The following is a 20,650-nucleotide window of genomic DNA, read 5'->3' on the forward strand; positions in this document are numbered from 1 at the left end:
GAACAATCACCTGCTGAAAAGCCTGAATACAACTCGGCCATTCGACATGATTTTTCATTTGTAAACTCCTTTCAAAAATATAAAATGGAAGGGCGTTAGCCCTTTAAATTGCAAACAAATATGGTAATCGGTTTTATGTAAACCGGATTTTTCAGAAATGATAGTCAAAGCGCTCTTGAAAAGAATGTCAAGAAAAATGGTATCAATGACAGGATGGTCGATTCGTTTTTTATTTCACATGGGAAATGAAGTTGAATATGATACTATGTAAGCACAAGGCCACCTTGAAAAATTGCCTTTTCGCCCGATCTCTGCCTCACAGGAAAATGAAAAATGCTCAAATATAACAAATATGCTGCGCTTTTTAATATTTCCGGCCCTTGACCTCGAACGAAAATTACAATTATTCAAGGAGCTTATAAATGTGAATTCCCGTATGTTTTATTTCAGAAATCGGACGGCCGATGGAATACCTTTGAAGGAGAAGGAGAGACGAAGTTATGTTGAACCGGAATGTGTTGAGAGTAGTTTTAGCAGATAATCATTCTCTTATAAGGCATGGTATCAAAAAACTGATTGAAAAAAACAGTGAGTTGGAAGTTGTGGGAGAGGTGGGGAACGGAGAAGAACTGCTTCGATTTTTAGAGAGTCATTCAGCAGACTTGATTGTTCTTGATATATCCATGCCGGGAATTGGCGGGACAGAAGCTGCCGCAACAGTGAAAAAGAGGTATCCATGGATCAAGATTCTCATGCTGACAATGCATACCAGCCAGCAGGTTTTTTATAATGCAATGATAGCCGGAGCGGATGGTTATCTGCTGAAGGATGATTCGGACGAAGAATTGCTGGTTGCCATCGAGCGTGTGAAAAGAGGAAAGAACTATATTTCACCAAGTCTGGCGGATGATTTTACTGATGATGTTATTGAGATGTATCGTAATGGTAAAAAGAGTCCTTTCAGAGAATTGACAAAAAGAGAAAAAGAAATTCTCCAACTGGTTGTAAATGGGTTTACGAGTAAAAAAATGGCAGAACATCTCGGATTGAGTCCGAGGACCGTTGATCACCATCGTTCAAATCTCCTGAGAAAACTCAATAAGAGAAACAGTGCTGATTTAGTTAATTATGCCGTAAGAAACGGATATATATCCACTTGATCAGCAGGACTGGGAATTGCTTTTTATTTTTCTATGCTCCTCGGAGTCTACGCTTACCTGAAGTCGAACAAAAAATCTCATTTCTGGACAGACACTAAAAAACATTTTTCTATTCTATCCACGAGTATATATAATAATGCTGTAGCACTGGAATAAAACTGGGTATTTTTACCCAGTAAAAAACAGGTATTTCCACCAGTTGTTTTTTTTGCCGGGAAGGATACTAATAAGGTTTTTATAGGAGAATTATTCTTGGAAACCTTTTTGGGGCAATAAACAAATGAATAAAAAAGAACTGGTGGAAAAAATAGCGGCAAAAAGAGGTATAAGCAAGGCAAGTGCCGCCAGGGCGCTGGATGCGGTTCTGGCTACAATGACTGGTGTAATGGAGAAGGGGGAGCGGGTTACAATAACCGGATTCGGTTCTTTCAGAGTAATAGAACGGGTTGAAAAAAGAGGACGAAATCCCCAGACGGGGCAGGGCATCATTATCCCTGCCCGGAAAGTGGTGAAATTCAAACCGGGTAAAAATCTGTTTGAACGGATTCAATAAGCCGCGCCTTATCGGTGAACAGATTTTCTGTTGACAAGTAATATCAGAAGGAGAATTCCTGAGCCAACCATGACACTGCTGAGCAGTTGGCCCATTGTGAGAAGATTGAAAAGATAACCAAGTTGTTGGTCGGGTTCTCTGAAATTCTCGAGAATTATTCTGAAAGAACCGTAAAGAACCAGAAAAAGAGCAAAAATAGAACCATGGGGCCAGGAGGATTTTCCCCATGGTTTTGATCTGAGCATCCAGAGTATCACGAAGAGAACAAGGCCTTCAAAAAACGCTTCATACAGTTGAGAGGGGTGGCGGGGAGTATTACCACCACCGGGGAAAATCATTGCCCAGGGGACATCAGTTTTTCGGCCGAACAGTTCTCCATTGATAAAATTACCGATTCTGCCGAAACCGATTCCCAGGGGAATCGTGGCAACATAGATATCTGCTGTTTTCCAGAAATTCAGTTTTTGCCTTCTGCAATAAAACCAGCCCCCGGCAAAAAGAGCTATGCATGCCCCGTGAAACGACATGCCGCCACTCCAGGTTGCCGGTATCTCAAGGGGATGGGCCAGGTAATAAGAAAAATTATAGAAGAGAACATATCCAAGCCTGCCACCGATAACCACACAGAGAATGAGGACAAGGTTGAGGTTTTCAAAATGGTTGGCCAGCCTGCTGTACCTGAACTCCCGTATCTGTTTTCGCACCAGAATATAGGTGGCGGAAAACCCGAGAACATACATCAGGCCATACCAGCGAACGTGCAGTGGTCCAATGGAAAAGATGACAGGATCTATTTGAGGAAACTGAAGAGGGGACATGTATCGGTCATTTTTTTTTGTGGTTGGAATAATTTTTTGTAAATCTATCGCCGTTTCTGCGTAAGTGCACCTGGAGTACAGAGATCGCCGCCGGTGTTACTCCGGATATTCGTGAAGCCTGACCAAGAGATAGAGGGCGAACGGCGGTAAGCTTTTCCACCACTTCATTGGAAAGACCGGAGAGTTCGGAGTAATTCAGGTCTTCAGGCAGTCGCATGGACTCCATTTTTTTAAACCGTTCCACCTGTTCCTTCTGGCGGGCAATATAACCTTTGAATTTTATCTGCAGCTGAATCTGTTCACAGACACTGCTTTCAGTGATTCTTGTCACGTTTTCCAGGGCTGTTGCTGAGAGGGGAAGATCAAGAAAAGCGTGGATCGTCATTTCGGGACGGCGCAAGAGATCGGCAAGGGAACATTTCTGTCTTAAGCTGGTTGTTCCTGTAAGCTCCAGGGCTCGATTGAATTGATCCGTGGGTTTTATGGTAATGGATTCCAGGGTAGCTATGCCCGAAGCGATCGCCTCTTCCTTTTCAAGAAAGATGTCGAATGCATTTTGGTTAACCAGACCCATGGTAAAACCGATACGGGTAAGACGTGAATCTGCATTGTCTTCACGGAGAAGGAGTCGGTATTCAGCCCTTGAGGTAAAGAGTCGATAGGGTTCCCTGGTGCCCAGGGTTACCAGGTCATCCAGAAGAACACCTATGTAAGCTTCGGAACGGTCAAGAACAAGGGGTTCCTGGTTACGGATGGAGCGACAGCCGTTGATTCCCGCTATCAGTCCCTGGGCAGCAGCTTCCTCGTAGCCGGAGGTTCCGTTGATCTGGCCCGCGAGAAAAAGGCCTTTTATTTTTTTTGTTTCCAGTGAAGGCATAAGACCCACAGGGTCTATGTAATCGTATTCGATCGCGTACCCGGGACGTATTATGATTGCATTTTCGAGTCCTTTGATACTGTTGATCATGGCCTGCTGGACAACCAGAGGCAGACTGGTCGGCAGGCCGTTTGGATACACTTCCACCGTGTCCAGCCCTTCCGGTTCCAGAAAAATCTGGTGCCGTTTTTTTTCGGGAAAGCGCATAACCTTGTCTTCAATCGATGGACAATAGCGGGCGCCGATCCCCTCGATTATTCCACTGTACATGGGGGACTGATCTATGCCGCCGCGGATAATTTCATGTGTTTTTTCATTCGTATAGGTGATATGACACGGGAGCTGTGGGAGGGTATAATTTCCTTTTGAGGAAAAGGAAAAATGGGCAGGAGGAAAATCACTTTGCTGTTCTTCGAGCTCAGAATAATTGATGGAGCGGGCATCAAGGCGCGGGACTGTTCCGGTCTTCATTCTTCCCACAGAAAAACCGTTTTCAACAAACCACTCGGCCAAAGCTGTGGAAGGCGCATCTCCGAGTCGTCCGGCGGGAAAATTTTTCAGACCGATATGAACAAGTCCATTGAGAAAAGTGCCGGTGGCAACAACGACAGCCCGGGCACCGATTTTTTCATTCAGGGAAGTGGTAATACCGTATACTCTTTTGTTTTTGATAAGCAGACCGGTTACCATTGTCTGGCTGACAGTGAGATTTTCCTGGTTCTCGATAACCGATTTCATCCGCAACCGGTAAAGCAACCTGTCTGCCTGGGCTCTGGAGGATCGTACTGCCGGGCCTTTGCTGGTGTTGAGTTTGCGGAACTGAATGGATGTCGCATCGATGTTTCTTGCCATCTCTCCCCGAGAGCATCGATTTCCCGAACCAGATGTCCCTTGGCAAGGCCCCCGATAGCAGGATTACAGGACATGGCGCCAATAGTGTCGGCATTGATGACGGTGAGCAATGTTTTGCAGCCGAGCCTTGCTGCAGCGAGGGCTGCTTCACAACCGGCATGCCCGGCACCCACGATAACGATATCAAATTGTTTTTTCATTTTTCCCACCAGATAAGGGCCCATCGGGGCGGGTGCACTCGTTCAACAGTAATCGCGTGACCTTTTTTGTCGACAATGTTTTCGGTGATGTATTGTTCCAGCAGTTCCAGTTCCCCGGCGTTGAGATCATTGAACATCCATCTGTAGGAATCAAGTGCCGCTTCCATGTTTTCATATGTTGTTGTCCTGTCCAGAGTCAGAACTGAGACATTGGCATGGATTCCGAGAGTGTACAGGATGTTGAGTGTGTATATATAGTCAGGTCCGGGGCTGAAATCACGGCCGATAGCCTGAAAGGCATGTTCATCAAATGGAGTCGCTCCGATTCTGTCGCTGATGAAGATGTATTTTCTGCCGTAGTGGTTGATTTTTTCCAGAGCGGCAGGAAGATTTTCAACCCCCATCGAGCGGGAAGCGATGGCAATATCGTGGGGTTCCAGAGACAGGCTTTCCCAGTTGTCTTCCCAGGAACACTGGATGGTAGTTATATTGGAGATATTCTCTTCTCTCGCCAGGTTGTTGAGGGTTGAGAGCATCTGAGCAGAAAAGTCCAATGCGGTGACATTCTTGACATGCCTGGCAATGGGAATAGCAAGAGTGCCGGGCCCACTGCCTATATCAAGAACCGTATGATTTTTTTTCAGTGGCAGTTGTTCGAGAAAAAGCGAGGTGTAGCGGGAATCCTTATTTCGTTTTGCAAATGAGCTGGCCTTCCTGTCCCATTGCTCCGGACCTTTGCTCTTCCAGCCTTTTTTCTGCATGGCATTGGCCCGAAGGGTCGGCCAGTCGATGTCTTCAAATGTTTTTGGTGAGGTGGCTGACATTGCGAAACTTGAATCCTGGTCTGATTTTCAACGAACCGTTATACAGTATAAAAAACTATTATTGTACTACAGACGGTCACCTGGAACGTTTAACGTTGGGACAATAGCATAGCAGGAGAGGTTCTGCAATATCCGTGCATTGGGGAAGGACAAAAATGTTTGACAGCGGGAGATATATATGGTTAATATTCACCTCTTGTAATGAGTACATAATGCCACCGGCTACTGCTGATAAAGTGCAATTTTAAGATGGCAGGGGTGAAAGTCGGTTATCCGGAGCAGCATTTATATTAATAACGAAAACTTCATGGGTAACCATGAATTGTAACGACGAGGTAACAAAATGAGTAAGCGTACTTTTCAGCCAAGCAATATCAAGCGCAAACGTACCCATGGATTCAGGGCCAGAATGAAAACAAGGGCAGGCCGGGCAATTATCAATGCTCGTCGTGCAAGGGGTCGCAAACGACTGTCAGCCTGAATCATTGGAAAAACTTCGACTGCGTAAAAGCGCACTTTTGCGGAAAGGGTGGGAGTTTGAGAGAGTCTACAGCCGGGGCAACCGTTTTCACGGGCATAATTTTACTCTGATCTGTGAACCGAATTTTTTTGGCAGAAGTCGCCTGGGGATCAGTGTACATCACAGGATTCGGGGTGCTGTAAAGAGAAATCGTATCAAGCGCATTATCAGAGAATCTTTTCGGCTGGGGAGGAGACACTATCCGTCAGAGATGGATATAGTTTTTGCCGTCCGCCCGGGGTTTTCTCTTTCCTGCCCTGAAGAAATATGTGAATCGGTGGCTGCCGTGGTCCGGAAAATGCGTAAAAGTTCATGAAACCTGAAATTGCGATACGGAAGTTACCCAGGCTGTTTTTTATTGGACTTGTAAAGGGATACCAGTACTTGATATCTCCCCTCTTTCCTCCCTGTTGTCGTTTTTTTCCCACATGTTCTGTTTACACAATTCAAGCAATAGAGAAGTACGGAGTTATTAAAGGCGGTTTTCTGGGTATTCGACGCATACTCCGTTGTCATCCTTTCTCCAGAGGTGGACATGACCCGGTTGTGTGAGTACCCACAATGGTCTTTCTTTTTTTTATTTTCAGCGTGCCGGTTTGGTGCATAAATTTACGGAAACTGAATGGATACTTATAGAGCGTTTTTGGCGATCGTTATTTCATTTGTAATACTGGTTGGTTATCAGTATTTCTTCGTCGGGTTTGATCAGCCTGTCTCCCCTGACAAGGTGGCGGTCCAGAACGAAAATGTTGCTGAAAAAAATGTAAAATCACCAGCAGCTCAGGAAACTGTGGCACCTGCAGTCCCGGTAAAAACTCACATCGAACCGCCAGCTCCGGTTTATGACCGGGAAGCAAAAAATATAATAGTTGAAACTGATCTCTACAGTGCTTTGCTTTCTGAGGATGGTGGCACAGTAAAAAGTTTCAGATTAAAGAAACACAAAGAGACTCATGATCCTGATTCTCCCGGCATGGAGCTTGTAAAAACAGATGATGACCAGGGGTATCCATTGGAATTTTCATGGGGGAGTGCCCTTGGAAAACGCGTTCTTTATGACAGTGAAAGACAGGAAATTCATCTTTCCAGGGAAAATGGAAAAGCTGTTCTGCGAATGACGGCAAATGGCAGCAATGGCCTGCTCATTGAACGGGAATACTCGTTTGATAATGAGACCTATCTTGTTGATTTGACAATTCGAGTGAAAAACAGTTCTATGAATCCCCTTCAGGGAATTCCTCAGCTGTATCAGATAAACAGCCCTTTTATGGGAAATTCAGGCCCAACCAGCAGGTATCTTTTCAGCGGACCGGTTGCATTTGTGAATGGTGAACTTGAGACGGTTAAAGCAAAAGAGTTTAAAGATGGTCCAAAAACAATAAAAGGTGCAATCGACTGGGCCGGATACGAGGGAAATTACTTTCTCTGCGGGATTGTGCCGATTGACGGGGCCGGCAATTCATTTACCATGGAGGGAGACCAGGATCTGACCAGAATGCAGTTAGCCGGTGATCTTGATACTCTGCAGCCTGGTGGGGTGAAAGAATACAAATATCATCTCTTCTATGGCCCGAAAAAGCTCGAGATGCTGAAGAGCATCGGCTACAACCTGGACAAGGCAGTCAACTTCGGCTGGTTCGATGTAATCGCCAAGCCGACTCTCTGGCTACTCAATAAATTTTACAGTGTTTTCGGTAATTATGGTATTGCCATTATCCTTGTAACCATCCTTTTCAAAGTTCTTTTCTGGCCTATTACCCAGAAGGGGATGAAGTCCATGAAAAACATGCAGAAACTGCAGCCCAAGATGGCGAAAATAAAGGAAAAATACAAGGATGATCCAACCAGGATGAACCAGGAGGTCATGAGCCTTTATAAAACCTATAAGGTCAATCCCCTGGGGGGATGTCTGCCCATGGTTCTGCAGATCCCTGTGTTTTTCGCTCTGTACAAAGTACTGCTGCAGAGTATTGAGCTCAGGCATGCACCTTTTATGCTGTGGATAACAGATCTTTCAGCGCCTGACAGATTGTATCTTGGCTTTGACATCCCGTATCTTGGTGGTTTTCCGGTTCTGACGGTCCTGATGGGGGCTTCCATGTTTCTGCAGCAGAAGATGTCTCCATCCACAGCTGATCCGACCCAGGCTAAAATCATGATGTTTCTACCTTTGATCTTTACATTCATGTTTATAAAATTTGCATCGGGTCTTGTGCTTTACTGGTTCATTAACAACTTGTTGTCGATTCTGCAGCAGGTAATCATTAACAGAGAAACAAAGAAACCGGCAAAAGCCTGATTATTGGATGGTTACTCCATTTCCTGAAAGAAACAGTTTCAGGTGGGGTAGCCTGGATTTTTGCAGAAGGAAATTCAATGTCTCCAGACAAAAAAGATTTTTACGCAAAAGAGGTTACCGGGGCCATCAAAAAGGCCTGTGAAGCGTTAAATGTCCCCCAGGAACGACTTGAAATAGAGGTGGTTGAAACCGGCTCCACAGGTATTTTTGGATTGATCCGGAAAAAAGCTCACATTCGGGTTCAGGTAAAAACGGTGGTTGAGGAGGTTGTCGACGAAATATTTGAAGTAAAGGAAAGGGTTACCGGAAAAAAACCTTCCAGGAAAAAGGAAAAAGAAAGTACTTCCGGGAAAAAAGAAAGAAATCAGCCCTCAGCTGTTACTTCGAAAAAAGTCGAGCCTGTTGTCAAGCCCGGTAAAAAACGTGAGGAACCTCCGCCTGCCCAGGAAGTAAGCGGGGAAAGCATTGAGTTGCTGAAAAAGGAACTGCTGAATATTGTTGAGCTCATGGGATTTCCCTCGACCGTGGAAATAAAAACGGAAGGACTTTCGGTGAACTGTGTGCTGCGTGGAGAATTTGAGGACAAGCTCACGGGACCCGAAGGAAAAACACTCGACAGCCTGCAGTATCTGTTAAGGAAGATTGTCAGTAGAAAAGTTCCGGAACGCCTGAAAATTGCAGTTGATGCAGGTGATTTCAGGCAGCGCCGTCAGGAAGAACTGAAGGTGAGAGCTGTCGAGCTTGCTGCTCTGGTCAAGGAAGATGGGAAAACCCAGATGATTCCCGCATTAAACCCTTCGGAGAGAAGGGTTATTCATATGATTCTCCAGGAAGATAAAGAAATTCGAAGTCGTTCCGTAGGGGATGGGCTGTTCAAGAAAATTCTCATATACAAACCGGGAAAAGGGAACAGGTCCGGTAAAAAACGATCCTCTTCAAGGGAGGGCGCCGGGGCAGGCCTTCCCAGTCAAAGAAAAGCGGAGGTGATAATTCCTGATTGAAGTTCTGTTCCGGCAGCATAGGCTGCATCATCAACAAATGTCCACGGATTCAGAAATATGGTATCCGAGAAAAAAATACAAAGTCGTTTTGGATCCGCAATTTTGTCCGAAAATGATACCATCGCTGCAATTTCCACCCCGCCCGGTGCCGGAGGTATAGGTATAATCCGCATGAGTGGGGACCGCTCTCTTGCTGTTCTGAAAAAAATTTTTGTTGCCAAGGGCTCCCCATCTGACCTGGTCAGTCATCAATTGTATTATGGTCATATCCGGCGCGAACATGACGGTAAAATCTTTGACGAAGTACTGGCAGTTTTTATGGCCTCCCCCGAACATATACCCGTGAGGATGTGGTTGAAATCCACTGTCATGGCAGTTACCTGGTTCTGCAGAATGTCCTTGAACTGTTGCTGGACCTTGGTGTCAGGCTTGCAGAACCCGGTGAGTTTACCAAAAGGGCTTTTCTCAATGGCAGAATAGATCTGACAAGGGCTGAGGCGGTAATTGATGTTCTGGCAGCGAAGACCAGAAAAGGAGTGGATCTCGCTCAGGAACAGCTTTCCGGAGCCCTATTCGACAGAATAGAACCTGTTCGTGACAGTCTGCTCAACATGAGAGCAGTTATAGAAGTTGCTATCGATTTCCCAGATGAAGATGTTGATATTATAAGTGAATATGATTTACTGGCAAGGATCGGCAGCGAGGTTGAAAGACCATTGTTGTATCTTTTGCAGCAGGCGGAACAGGGAAGAGTTTACCGGGATGGTATAACAGTGGTCATTGCCGGTCTTCCAAACGTTGGGAAATCCAGTCTTCTCAATACCATTCTTCAGGAAAAAAGAGCACTGGTCACTGAAATTCCCGGTACGACAAGGGATTCAATTGAAGAGTACGTAGATATCTGCGGAATGCCTGTCAGACTTATTGATACAGCTGGTATCAGGGAAGAGGCCGGCGAGGTCGTTGAAGAACTGGGAATACAAAGAGCCAGGGAGCTCATTAATATGGCGGACCTGGTTCTTTTTATGGTGGACGGATCCAGACCGCTTGAAGATGGCGATATTACTCTTTATCAATCAGTGTCCCACAAACCGGTTCTTGTCGTGATCAATAAAATTGATATTGCCGAAAATGACGATGTTGATTTAAGAAAATTGTCGAAAGACTGCAGGAGCGTGTCTGTTTCCGCCAGGGAACAGTACAATATTGATATCCTGAAAGACCAGATATTCAAAACTATTACAGCTGGTACGGATCAATGGGAAGAGGGCGGCTGCGCCCCCAACCTGAGGCATAAACTTGCCCTGGGAAAAGCCCTGGATGCATGTCGGAGAGCAATAAATACCCTGTCTGCTGGACTGACCATTGATTTAATTGCAGTGGATCTTCAGGACTGTCTGGATCATTTGGGTGATATTGTCGGGCTGACGACAACCGAAGATATTCTGGATGTAATATTTGAACAATTCTGCCTGGGGAAGTGACCTGCCGGCTGCTTCCCCGTTATCCAGGGATTCCTGATTACTCTTTTGATAATACCAGAATCTCACGGATCAGGCTGTCTGCCCCGTCTGCGATCTGATCGACACGGGAGTCGAGCATATAACATGGAGTTGTCACCAGTCTGTTTTCACGGTCGACTACTATTTCTCCATGACCTGTGGCAGTATGTGTCCCACCCATTTTAACTATATTCTCCTCCACCTGAAGGTCATTTCCCAGGGTAACTTTTGCCCCGTTTATCAATTTTGCAAGAATAACAGGAGCAATACAGAGAGCCCCAATGGGTTTGCCTGCCCTGTGGGTGTCAGTAACTGCTTTTTCAACTGATTTTTCAACTGTACAGTCAGAACCGTCAAAAGCAAAAGTCGAGAGGTTTTTTGCTGCCCCGAAACCTCCCGGTAATACGAGAGCATCATGATTTTCGGGTGAATAATCCTGGAGACTTTTCACATTTCCCCTGGCTATTCTGGCAGATTCAACGAGGATATTACGTTTTTCCTCAGTCGGTTCACCTGTGATGTGATTGATCACATGGAACTGTTCCCTGTCGGGCGCATAACATTGAAATTCAGCTCCAGCCCGGTGAATGGCAAGAAGAGTCAATGTTGCCTCGTGAATTTCCGCACCATCAAGATGACCACATCCGGAAAGAACGACTGCAATGGATTTTTTGTCTTTCATTTTTATCTCCTTCACTCCGAGGTTTTTAAACGGCCTGTTTTCATGAATTTAACCAATACTCTTTATCCCTTGCTCTCAAGTTCCTTCAGGAGTGCCTGCGCCTCGGAACGTTCTCTGAAATTCTTTTTTGATTTCAATGATTCTTTTACCGATACCAGGGCATTGGCCTTTTCTCCGTTTCCATATTGGGCAAGTGCAAGATGATAGAGGATTACAGGGTCACCAGATCGGTTTTCCAGAGCCTGTTTGAACTGGGAGATGGCAAGAGTATAGGACTTTCGCTTGTAATGAACCCATCCGAGGGTATCTGCAATCTGGGGTTGTTTTGGATAGGCTTGCTTGGCCTGCATGGCAAGACGAAGCGCTTCACCCAGATCACCGTTTTCTTCAGACGCTATAAGCCATGCAAGGTTATTGGCGGCAGTGGGTATGTTTGGCTGGGTTTTCAGGACTTCGGTGTAAAGCTTTTTAGCCTCACTATTTTTGTTTTGTTTTTCATAAATGGAGGCAAGCCCCATTTTAGCCACAATAGAATCAGGGTGTTTTTCCAGAATTGTATTGAATTCTTTCCGGGCGTTTTCAAGTTGGTTGAGTCGGGTGAAGAGTTTGGCAAGGAAAAGGTAAGGTTGTGGATTATCGGGTTGCAGTGTTTTTGCCTGGTTGAAAGCTTCAATGGCTTTTTCAGGCTGGTTATTCCTGGTGTACAGTTCTCCTAAAAGAAGGTAATGTCCGCTGAATTTATTGTTTTTGATATGTTGTTTTACAAAGTCAATGCTCTTGCCGATATCATTATTGGTTGAAAGAGCTGCCAATAGCGCCAATGTTTTTGAACTTTGTGGTACAACTTTAAGCAGCCGTGCCAGGGACTCCCTTGCCTTTTCACGATCGTTCATACCAAGGTAGGCGATACTGAGACTGCTGATCAGTTCAGGATCACCCGCAACCTGTTTCTCAATACCACGGATAAGTTTGATTGCTTTTTCATACTCCTTAGCCTGTACCAGGGATTTGACGAGTATCTTTACAGCAATAAAATTATTCGGATTGATTTTCAGAGAAATGGAGGCTTCTTTTCGGGCCCTGAGACTTTCCCCCTGCATGAGAAATATTTGAGCGGCAAGTGCGTGGTAACGATCATTGGTTGGAGTGTTTTTTAAAGCCTGTTCAATACTTTGTTGAGCAAGATTTTTCTCTCGGTTACGGAGATGTGCAAGAGCTGAATAGTAAAATGGCTCACCCCATTCGGGATAATTTTTCAACAGGGGTGTGAGAATTTCAAGTGCTTCCGTGTTTTTTCCCTCATTGATTGCAAACCGGGCTTTGAGCAGATTTGCGCCGCCATTGGCAGGGTTGGTTGCCAGGATGCTCTCCATGAGTTCACGGGCTTTTTCAAGGTCTTTTTGCTCGAATTTTAATGTGGCGATTTTTACTGTAACCTGATTATTATCAGGAAACCTTTCCTCTGCTTTTTTCAATATTTCTTCGGCATCGTTGTATTTTTTCTGTTTCTGGTAAAAATCTGCTAACATGAGGTGGAGCTGAACAGAATCGGGTTTTATTTCAAGAGCCTTGAGAAGAGCATCTCCAGCTTTATCAAAATTACGACGTTTTATGTGAAAATTGGCAAGTGTGGTGTAGAGCTGAACATTTTCAGGGAATCGTTCTGTCATTATTTTTAACTGGTTGTGAAATGCCTGTTCATTCCGGCTCTGATCGAAAAGGGTTAATAAGGAACGATGATTGGAAAAAGTGTCGGGAGCCAGGTCAATGGCTTTACGAAACATTTTCTCCCCTTCTTTCCATTTTTTCTGACTGGCAAAAATCCGGCCTTTGATATTGTAAAGTTTGTCGTTTTCCGGATCCTTGTTTATAGCCTTATCCACATTTTCAAGAGCCTTGGTGAAATGACCTTCAATGAGTTCGATATTGGCAATAAGGGCCAGGGCTTCTGGATATTCGGGGTCTTTTTCAAGGACCCGCTCAACGTATGTACGAGATTCCTTGGTATTTCGAGACAGTAAATAAAACTCTGCCACTTTTACCCCCGCATCAAGGTTTGAAGGATCAAGACCTGCTGCTCTCTGCAATTCACGGAATGCTCCTTTCGGGTCACCATTTTTCAGAAGAAGCAGGCCAAGCTGGTATCTGGCATCTGCGTACTTCGCGTCAAGTTGAATGGCGTTTTTGAGTTCAAGAATCGCGGATTTTTGATCATCAATTTTTACATATTCCAGAGCACGCTGGTAATGTTTTATCTTCTTCTGTTCAGGGTTTGAACATGCTGTGAGAGTCAACAGGAGTGAGAGCAGGATAAAAAGTCCGGCAAAATGTCGCAGAGTCATAAGAAACCTTGAGTTAAGAATTATCATTAAAGAAAAGACAGAGTGTCTGTCACTTTTCATTCGGTTCCGCAAAATTGGCAGACATAAAAAACTTGTTCTAGTTTAAAGGAAAAATATGAGTTTTCCTATCGAAAAATAAGATATGATAAAGGTTGACACAATATTGATGCAATTTAGACCTGATACCTGCAACTGGCAAGTTCAGTGGAGGAATAAGTATCAATGGCGCAGACGGTTTGAGATGTTATATTTCATTATTAGCGAACCGCGGCGATCTTGCAAGACTTCGAATTTAATGAAATTCTACGCTTCTGAGGGTAAAGAAATTGAAAAAATATTTTTTATACATTCAAATTATGAGTGCATAAAGGGTGCATTGTGGTAGCTAACATATTGATATTGAATAAATTATTATTATTTTTTCCTGATCTGCATGGTTTGTGACAGAAATTAAGTGACTTTATGGTCAGGCTATTAAGTGACAAAAAATCAAAGATATGATTTACTGTGTCCTAACCAAATATTACTGATCAGGATTTTGAAGATAAATCTGATCGTTTTATATCTGTCCAGATGAGGTTCAAAAATGCCCAGTAGAATCCTTTTTGTTCATGTTTGTATCGTTGTCTTTCTTTTTTCTGTTCCATTGGCTTTCGGAGCTCAATCAACAGCAGATGTTCCTGTCACAAAAGAGTTGCGGGAAAAAGCTCTGAAGGACATTCTTGGAAAAACGAAAGAACTTCCAAAGATTGAAAAAGAGTATGTAATCGGTCATGGTGATTATCTTCGGGTGCAGGTTTATGGTGAGGGCGATATGGCCGCTGCAGATATTTCCATCGGTGGAGAACCAAGGTCTGCCGACGCGCCCCGTCAGGGCAGAGGTGTAAAGGTACAACTCGATGGGCGTATTTCCCTCAAACATATCGGTGATGTGGAAGCAGTCGGGCTGACGTTAACACAGCTGGCTGATTATCTCAAAATCTTGTTTGCAACTGTATTTGATGATCCGGTTGTGACGGTTGTTCTGGAGCAGAGTAACAGCCAGAGATATACTGTTATGGGAAAGGTTGCTAACCCTGGGATATTCTTTATTGATTATCCGATTACCCTGGTACAGGTTATAGCCCGGTGCGGTGGATTTACTGAATGGGCTAATTCAGAGGTTACAGTCGTCAGAAAGGGGGCGGAAGAAAACAAACTTTTTAAAAAAAATATAATGAAATTTGATTATGATGATTTTCTGGAAGGAAAAAAGGTAGAAAGGAATATTTTTATAAAATCAGGTGATTATATTATCGTGCATTGATGACATGGAGGGCTGTCTGATGTCTGTTAAATTCTATGTAACCAGGATTTCTGTTGGAGTAATATGCCTGGCTTTTTTGAGTCCTCTTGTTTCTTCTGCAAGGGAAAACAGCCTGACTGGAGGAATGAGTGTTTCCTATGATTACAATACCAGATCTAAGGATAAAATTGCTGATGATCCTGCCACATCTGTAGATGAATCTCTCCAGAATGGTGACAGGAATTATCGCAGTATTACTATTACTCCCCTGGTGAAATTCATTTCCAGAAGCGAGAGAGACAGTCTTGAATTGCGGAGTGCACCGGGGCTGAAATATGATATCAGGGAATCAGAAACAAACTGGGATTATGACCTGTATGCGGGAGCAGACCGTTTTTTTACGAAAGCCTGGCAGATACGACTCTCTGATTCTTATGTCAAAACAGATTATTTTCAGACCAGTTTCTCGGGCAACCAGGGAGCAACCGATTCCGGGGAAAATGTTGTGACATCAGGATCTGATGAACTCTCTCCTGATCTCGGCAGGAGACGATACTGGACCAATACCCTGAGCCTGTTTTCTGATTACACCTATTGGGAAGACAGCCTTTTTCAGGTTGGAGTCAATTATGTGGCCTTAAGGAACGACGATACCGGCGTCAATGGATATGATGATTATGACAGATATACATTGAGCCTTCGCAATGAACATCGGTTTACATCCATCTGGAAAACAATTACTGATCTGAGTTTTGTCCGGGGGAATTTGATACAGCTGACCAGCCCATAATATCAGACGTAAATGGGCAGGACATTCAGCAGAATACTCAGGGGTCGGATGATGTGAAGGAATATCGTGCCACGTTGACGGTGGAAAACTATTCGTTTATTAAAAATGTCCTGTCTCTCATGTACAATTACGTCGGTTCCAAATATGATGAAGAGGCACTTAATGACAGTGATATTCATCAGCTGCGTGTCACATGGAAAAAAGATTACTCGCCCCATGTGTACACAATTGTGGGCCTGGGACCCTCATATCAGAAGACGGAAGGGCGGGATGCGGATTGGGGTGCAAATGGTACGGCGGAATGGAACTATGTTCTGGAGCAGGGTAATTTGAATTTTCTGCTTGATAAGAGATATGATGTAAACAATTTTTCAGGAAATGGTGATCGGGGCTTTGTTGATACCTGGGAAACACGGTTTTCTTTTAATCAAAACCTGCTCGAAAGTTTTGGAATGAACGGTTTTCTTTCCTATATTTATGAAAACAGAAAAAGTTCGCAGACAACGCAGGATGCCAGCATCGAATCCGATCAGGCACAGCTTGAGGAATTTTACCGAAACCGATATAGTGCCGGCCTTGGTTTCTCGTATTCTTTTATGAAATATTACAGCGTTGGTCTGAACTATATCTACACAAAACTGGATTCAGAAAGAACTGACGAAGAGTATGATGATCATAGAGTTTTTCTCACTTTTTCCTGGAACAGGGAACTTTACCGCTGGTAACAACCGCAGCCTATGAGAAATACGATACAAATCTTCAGAGTTATAATTGTACTCATTCTTTTTGGATTGACCTGGTACCTGTTGCAGTTGACAACCAGTGTCGCAAAAATAAGCATAAAAAAATCGCTCTCCACTTTTCCCCATGAGATTGGAGAATACCGTCTCTCAAATTCCTTTCAGTCTTCAGCGGCCGTCATTGAAATGCTTGGTGTAGATGATTACATCCAGTATAATTATGTCAATGATCAGGGAGATATCATTAATTTATATGTGGGGTATTACAAGGCTGTCGGTGTTGACGGAGGGTATCATTCTCCCAAAAATTGTCTTCCCGGAGGTGGTTGGGGAATTGATCAGATCAAAACACAAAATCTTGACAGTGGTATAGAGGGTAGAAAGAAGTCAACTGTTTCTGAAATGCTGATCAGGGAGGGGGATAGTTATCGTATAGTTTTCTACTGGTTTCAGAATAGAGGGCGTATTATTGCTTCTGAATACTGGGAAAAGATCTATCTTGTACTTGACGCGCTATTTAAAGGACGCAGGGATGGTACATTTGTCCGCGTAATGTCTATTGTGCCGGGGAAAGATTTAGAAACAACACGTGCCAGGGTTAAACAGTTTTCTGAGCAGGTCATGGTGCTGCTTGAAGATTATCTGCCGGGGGCGAAGATATGATAGTTCGACAACCCGTGTGGAGTGGAAGAAATATTTTTTCAGCCGGGATCCTTCTGGTTGCACTCTTTATTCTCTATTGGCCATTTCTCATAAAACTTGTTGCGGACTGGGGGACGAATGATGATTATTCCCACGGGTATTTCATCCCTGCTCTAACACTGTATTTCATATATCATATTCGTGACAAATTACGGGACCTGACTATCCGACCGAGCTTTTTCGGTTTATTTGTCATTGTTGCAGGACTCGTGCAACTTGTAATCGGAAAAATAGGATCAGAGTTTTTTCTGCAACGCACTTCCTTAATTATAGTATTATACGGTCTGGTTCTCTTTTTTCTGGGCTGGGCCTATTTGAGAAAACTGTTTCTGCCGTTATCCTATCTCTTTTTCATGGTTCCTCTTCCAGCCATTATCTGGAATAAAATCGCATTTCCCATGCAGCTTTTTGCATCGGCTCTCACCGAGAAGGTTGTCTATGCACTGGGAATAGCAATTTATCGTGAGGGTAATGTCCTCCATCTTGCTGAGACAACATTGGAGGTGGTCGCTGCCTGCTCTGGATTACGTTCGCTGATGACCATGTTTGCTCTCAGTGCCGCGCTTGCTTTTCTGTCTTCTCTATCCAGGTGGAAGAAAATCATCCTGCTTCTGTCTGCTGCCCCCATTGCAGTTATTGCAAATATTCTCCGGTTGAGTGGAACAGCCGTACTTGCCTCGCGTTATGGATCCGAAGTCGCACAGGGTTTTCTCCACGAATTCTCTGGGATTGTCGTATTTATGCTTGGTCTCGGGATGCTGGTTGCTGTAAATACCCTGTTGTCGAAAATCGGGAGAAAAATATAGCCATATGGTTTTTCAAACTTTTAATAATTTAGACGGCTATATTTGGCTGTCCGGGAATCGCTGTTATTATTTTAAATAGTTGATTGGTTTCCTTTTTGTGTTTTGATCAACTCCGAAACTTGAGACTATAATTCGAAGAAATAATAAAAATGATTACTTTGAAAATCCATGTAAGTGTAATTATTCCTGCGTATAATGCTGCCGAATTTATTTCCGATACGATTCAAAGTGTTTTGGCGCAAAGTTATCAACAATTTGAAATTGTGGTAGTTGATGATGGGTCAACAGATCTAACAGCATCTATTGTTAAACGCTACCAAGCAAAAAACGAAGGAAAAATTCGTTATGTCTTTCAGGAGAATGGAGGCGTATCTGTTGCTCGGAACACAGGAATTCACTATGCGAAAGGATCTTTAATTGCTTTTTGTGATGCAGATGACTTATGGAGTGTAAATCATTTAGAGGTGTTAACTCAAGTCTTTAAAGAAGACCATTCTTTAGGTTTGGTTCATTCTAATATTATGAAGATTGATATATTTGGTATTGAAAAGGGAGTTCCGGTTCGGGAACCATCTTTGTTATCTGGGTATATTTATGATGCCATCTTTTTACGTCAAGCTGATATCGCGACATCTTCAGTGATTTTTCAGAAAAAATGTATAGAACAAATCGGAAATTTTGACATTTATTTAAGCTTTTTAGGTTGTGAAGATAGAGATTTCTGGTTGCGATTAACTCGGAAATATCCGGTTAAGTATGTCGATCAAGTTTTAACGTTCTATCGAGTGAGGAATAATAGTCTTAGCAGAAATCAATCGAAAATGCTGAAAGCACGACTATATGTCATTGATAAGTATACATCTGAGAATAGAAAAGATCAGCAGTTAAAAAAAAGTGCATTAGCACGTGTCTATCGCGATTTAGGAGACCAAGCATTGATGCAACACGATTTTGTCTGTGCCAGAAACCATTATCAAAAATCATTAGGATATAAAATATGGAATCGCTGGGCTTGGATTAATTTAATTAAGGCCTTTTTTAAAATAAATGTGAGATATATGCACTAATTGGAAAACAAATACTGGTAAATATTGTTAGATTTAAATTGAAAGGTACTGAGATAGTAACTAGACTTTGGGGCAATATGCTTACAACAATCCCTGTGGAAAATGGTTCGCTAATTTTTTTCCCTTGTGCAATTTCCTGATCATAATTCTGAAAAAGTACATAATTTACACTCTTGTTTTTTCTTCAAAATCATTTCAATTTTTCCAGCCATTAATTCCTGACAATGTACTGTATTCGTTGGATATCCATCTTACAGGTAATAATTACTTCATTTTTCCATGGAAAGAGCATACACTATATGGATAGGAAAGTTGTTTTCCCGAAATAAAGAAACATTGTTCTGCTTTCTTGAGAAGTGTGTAGTGGCGGATTGGTTTGCTGAAAAACCTGCCGGGAGGAGACGACAGATGGCTAAAAAAATGCGTTTGGGGGAGTTACTGGTTGCGGAGAATCTTGTCAAGCAAGATGTTGTAAATGATGCTTTACGGGTACAGGTTGGTGGAAACAGGAGGCTGGGGAGTATTCTGGTTCGTATGGGAAAACTTTCGAGCGACGTTCTGGCAACTACTCTTTCCAGGCAACTGGGAAAGCCATTGACTGATATTGATGCAGTTTTCGAACGTGAAGTGAAAAATATCCTCCCGCGATATCTGTGTCGTAAATATGATGCGTTACCTCTTGCTCTGAAGGACAATAATATCCTTCTTACTGCGATGACTGATCCGTCTGATACCGAGGCGATAGGTGATCTGGAGAATTATACAGGCAAAGTGATTGAACCCTGCCTGGCAAAGCAATCGGATATAGAAAAAGCAATTTCAGGAAAAATTTCCTATTCATTAAAAGACCTGTTCAATCCCCAGGTGAGTACCCGGCTTACAAGAATAATTGCAACAGCAGCATTTGTTCTGGTTGTTGTACTGGGAGTCGCGGGCTATAAATATGTGCAGTCAGTAAAGTATGGCAAAGTTTCTCGTCTTGCTCACTCCACGGTCTATGAACACCATGATCTCATGGTGGGGTTTGATAGGTCGGGAAACATTTCTTTTCTCGGGCATAGTGCCTTTTCTGATGGTTATTATTCCGCTTCTTTTCGTGATGTCAAGGCATTACGTTCTTTCATTGTTGATAAGAAAGATGATTTTTCAATGAAGCAATATGAATGGTTGCAGTATGTGATGAATAGAGAGGACCGTCATCATCTGACTACAGCAAGTCTTGCTCAAAATGGAGATTGACAAGGGTTTTACCAAATGTCTGCATGCTGGATCATACGGTTGGAAAAAATCTTTTCATTGAGCAGGCTATTTTAGAATAATTCATAATATTGTCAGCATATTTTGATCTTCCAGGGAGCGTCTCTTGTTAAACCCTGTCAATTAGATGCATTGTTCTGTTGGTCGAATTACCCGGAATGTTCGGTGGTTAATCTGGAAAGATGATAAGGGCCAGTTCAAAAAACAGGCATACCGGAGCAGATAAAAACCTCGGCTGCTTCATTACAAAAACGTAACTGGAGGGTGATCTTTGTACAGAAGGGTTATAAGGATGGAAGTGAAGAGCAAGATTGAGCAAGGTATAAAGAAATTTTTTAAGCAGGAAAGATATTGTAAACCGATTTTTTAGAAA

General features: G+C 43.3%; 19 protein-coding genes and 2 pseudogenes. 15 read left to right on the forward strand and 6 right to left on the reverse strand.

The window, feature by feature from the left end; genetic code table 11:
- Positions 1-500 precede the first annotated feature (500 nt).
- A complete protein-coding gene (locus LO777_RS00475) occupies positions 501-1,160 on the forward strand; it encodes a response regulator (RefSeq protein ID WP_228855638.1) in 660 nt (219 codons plus the stop codon).
- A gap of 280 nt (positions 1,161-1,440) precedes the next feature.
- Positions 1,441-1,713, forward strand: coding sequence for an HU family DNA-binding protein (locus LO777_RS00480; protein ID WP_228855639.1), 273 nt, complete (start codon positions 1,441-1,443; stop codon positions 1,711-1,713).
- An 8-nt stretch (positions 1,714-1,721) separates the two neighbouring features.
- On the opposite strand, the gene lgt is transcribed toward LO777_RS00480, so the two are convergent.
- The 3 genes and pseudogenes from lgt to LO777_RS00495 form a co-directional block, all read right to left on the reverse strand.
- Complete coding sequence (gene lgt, locus LO777_RS00485) at positions 1,722-2,531, reverse strand: prolipoprotein diacylglyceryl transferase (RefSeq protein ID WP_228855640.1); 810 nt, start codon at positions 2,529-2,531, stop codon at positions 1,722-1,724.
- A gap of 7 nt (positions 2,532-2,538) precedes the next feature.
- Positions 2,539-4,460 (reverse strand): annotated as a pseudogene (gene mnmG / locus LO777_RS00490) (tRNA uridine-5-carboxymethylaminomethyl(34) synthesis enzyme MnmG).
- Positions 4,457-5,284 carry a class I SAM-dependent methyltransferase gene (locus LO777_RS00495; RefSeq protein ID WP_228855641.1) on the reverse strand — a complete coding sequence of 276 codons (828 nt, stop codon included), beginning with the start codon at positions 5,282-5,284 and terminating at the stop codon, positions 4,457-4,459. The pseudogene mnmG and the gene LO777_RS00495 overlap by 4 nt, the downstream one beginning before the upstream one ends.
- A 343-nt stretch (positions 5,285-5,627) precedes the next feature.
- On the opposite strand from LO777_RS00495, the gene rpmH reads away from it, so the two are divergent.
- The 5 genes from rpmH to LO777_RS00520 all read left to right on the forward strand — a co-directional run bounded on the left by rpmH (position 5,628) and on the right by LO777_RS00520 (position 9,104).
- The gene (rpmH, locus tag LO777_RS00500; protein ID WP_228855642.1) at positions 5,628-5,765 is read left to right on the forward strand and encodes a 50S ribosomal protein L34; all 138 of its coding nucleotides are present in this window, start codon (positions 5,628-5,630) and stop codon (positions 5,763-5,765) included.
- A complete protein-coding gene (gene rnpA, locus LO777_RS00505; protein ID WP_228855643.1) occupies positions 5,725-6,120 on the forward strand; it encodes a ribonuclease P protein component in 396 nt (131 codons plus the stop codon). Before rpmH ends, rnpA begins: the two co-directional genes overlap by 41 nt.
- Positions 6,117-6,356, forward strand: a complete 240-nt coding sequence (gene yidD / locus LO777_RS00510) for a membrane protein insertion efficiency factor YidD (RefSeq protein ID WP_228855644.1) — start codon at positions 6,117-6,119, stop codon at positions 6,354-6,356. Before rnpA ends, yidD begins: the two co-directional genes overlap by 4 nt.
- 70 nt (positions 6,357-6,426) lie before the next feature.
- Positions 6,427-8,103, forward strand: coding sequence for a membrane protein insertase YidC (gene yidC / locus LO777_RS00515; RefSeq protein WP_228855645.1), 1,677 nt, complete (start codon positions 6,427-6,429; stop codon positions 8,101-8,103).
- A gap of 77 nt (positions 8,104-8,180) precedes the next feature.
- On the forward strand, positions 8,181-9,104 hold the full coding sequence (locus LO777_RS00520; protein ID WP_228855646.1) for a Jag family protein: 924 nt from the start codon (positions 8,181-8,183) through the stop codon (positions 9,102-9,104).
- On the opposite strand, the gene LO777_RS00525 is transcribed toward LO777_RS00520, so the two are convergent.
- Positions 9,071-9,325 (reverse strand): hypothetical protein, encoded by a 255-nt coding sequence (locus tag LO777_RS00525; RefSeq protein ID WP_228857429.1) that lies wholly within the window; start codon positions 9,323-9,325, stop codon positions 9,071-9,073. The genes LO777_RS00520 and LO777_RS00525 overlap by 34 nt on opposite strands.
- Between LO777_RS00525 and mnmE the strand changes: the two are divergent.
- Positions 9,276-10,588: pseudogene (gene mnmE / locus LO777_RS00530) on the forward strand (tRNA uridine-5-carboxymethylaminomethyl(34) synthesis GTPase MnmE). The gene LO777_RS00525 and the pseudogene mnmE overlap by 50 nt on opposite strands.
- A gap of 37 nt (positions 10,589-10,625) precedes the next feature.
- On the opposite strand, the gene elbB reads toward mnmE, so the two are convergent.
- Together elbB and LO777_RS00540 are read right to left on the reverse strand one after the other, a co-directional pair.
- On the reverse strand, positions 10,626-11,288 hold the full coding sequence (elbB, locus tag LO777_RS00535) for an isoprenoid biosynthesis glyoxalase ElbB (protein ID WP_228855647.1): 663 nt from the start codon (positions 11,286-11,288) through the stop codon (positions 10,626-10,628).
- A gap of 62 nt (positions 11,289-11,350) precedes the next feature.
- Complete coding sequence (locus tag LO777_RS00540) at positions 11,351-13,630, reverse strand: tetratricopeptide repeat protein (protein WP_228855648.1); 2,280 nt, start codon at positions 13,628-13,630, stop codon at positions 11,351-11,353.
- Between the two features lie 586 nt (positions 13,631-14,216).
- Here LO777_RS00540 and LO777_RS00545 point away from each other — a divergent pair.
- The 7 genes from LO777_RS00545 to LO777_RS00575 all read left to right on the forward strand — a co-directional run bounded on the left by LO777_RS00545 (position 14,217) and on the right by LO777_RS00575 (position 20,259).
- The gene (locus tag LO777_RS00545; RefSeq protein WP_228855649.1) at positions 14,217-14,936 is read left to right on the forward strand and encodes a polysaccharide biosynthesis/export family protein; all 720 of its coding nucleotides are present in this window, start codon (positions 14,217-14,219) and stop codon (positions 14,934-14,936) included.
- A 19-nt stretch (positions 14,937-14,955) separates the two neighbouring features.
- Positions 14,956-15,705 (forward strand): hypothetical protein, encoded by a 750-nt coding sequence (locus tag LO777_RS00550; RefSeq protein ID WP_228855650.1) that lies wholly within the window; start codon positions 14,956-14,958, stop codon positions 15,703-15,705.
- Positions 15,706-15,758: 53 nt separating this feature from the next.
- The gene (locus LO777_RS00555; protein ID WP_228855651.1) at positions 15,759-16,430 is read left to right on the forward strand and encodes a porin family protein; all 672 of its coding nucleotides are present in this window, start codon (positions 15,759-15,761) and stop codon (positions 16,428-16,430) included.
- Positions 16,431-16,442: 12 nt separating this feature from the next.
- Positions 16,443-17,108 carry an exosortase C-terminal domain/associated protein EpsI gene (locus LO777_RS00560; protein WP_228855652.1) on the forward strand — a complete coding sequence of 222 codons (666 nt, stop codon included), beginning with the start codon at positions 16,443-16,445 and terminating at the stop codon, positions 17,106-17,108.
- Positions 17,105-17,953: an exosortase gene (gene xrt, locus LO777_RS00565; RefSeq protein WP_228855653.1), complete on the forward strand. Its 849-nt coding sequence runs from the start codon at positions 17,105-17,107 to the stop codon at positions 17,951-17,953. Before LO777_RS00560 ends, xrt begins: the two co-directional genes overlap by 4 nt.
- 149 nt (positions 17,954-18,102) lie before the next feature.
- Positions 18,103-19,020, forward strand: coding sequence for a glycosyltransferase family 2 protein (locus LO777_RS00570; protein WP_228855654.1), 918 nt, complete (start codon positions 18,103-18,105; stop codon positions 19,018-19,020).
- Positions 19,021-19,428: 408 nt separating this feature from the next.
- Positions 19,429-20,259 (forward strand): GspE/PulE/PilB domain-containing protein, encoded by an 831-nt coding sequence (locus LO777_RS00575; RefSeq protein WP_228855655.1) that lies wholly within the window; start codon positions 19,429-19,431, stop codon positions 20,257-20,259.
- The last annotated feature ends 391 nt before the right edge of the window (positions 20,260-20,650 follow it).

This window comes from Desulfomarina profundi, assembly GCF_019703855.1.
GTDB classification, from domain to species: domain Bacteria; phylum Desulfobacterota; class Desulfobulbia; order Desulfobulbales; family Desulfocapsaceae; genus Desulfomarina; species Desulfomarina profundi.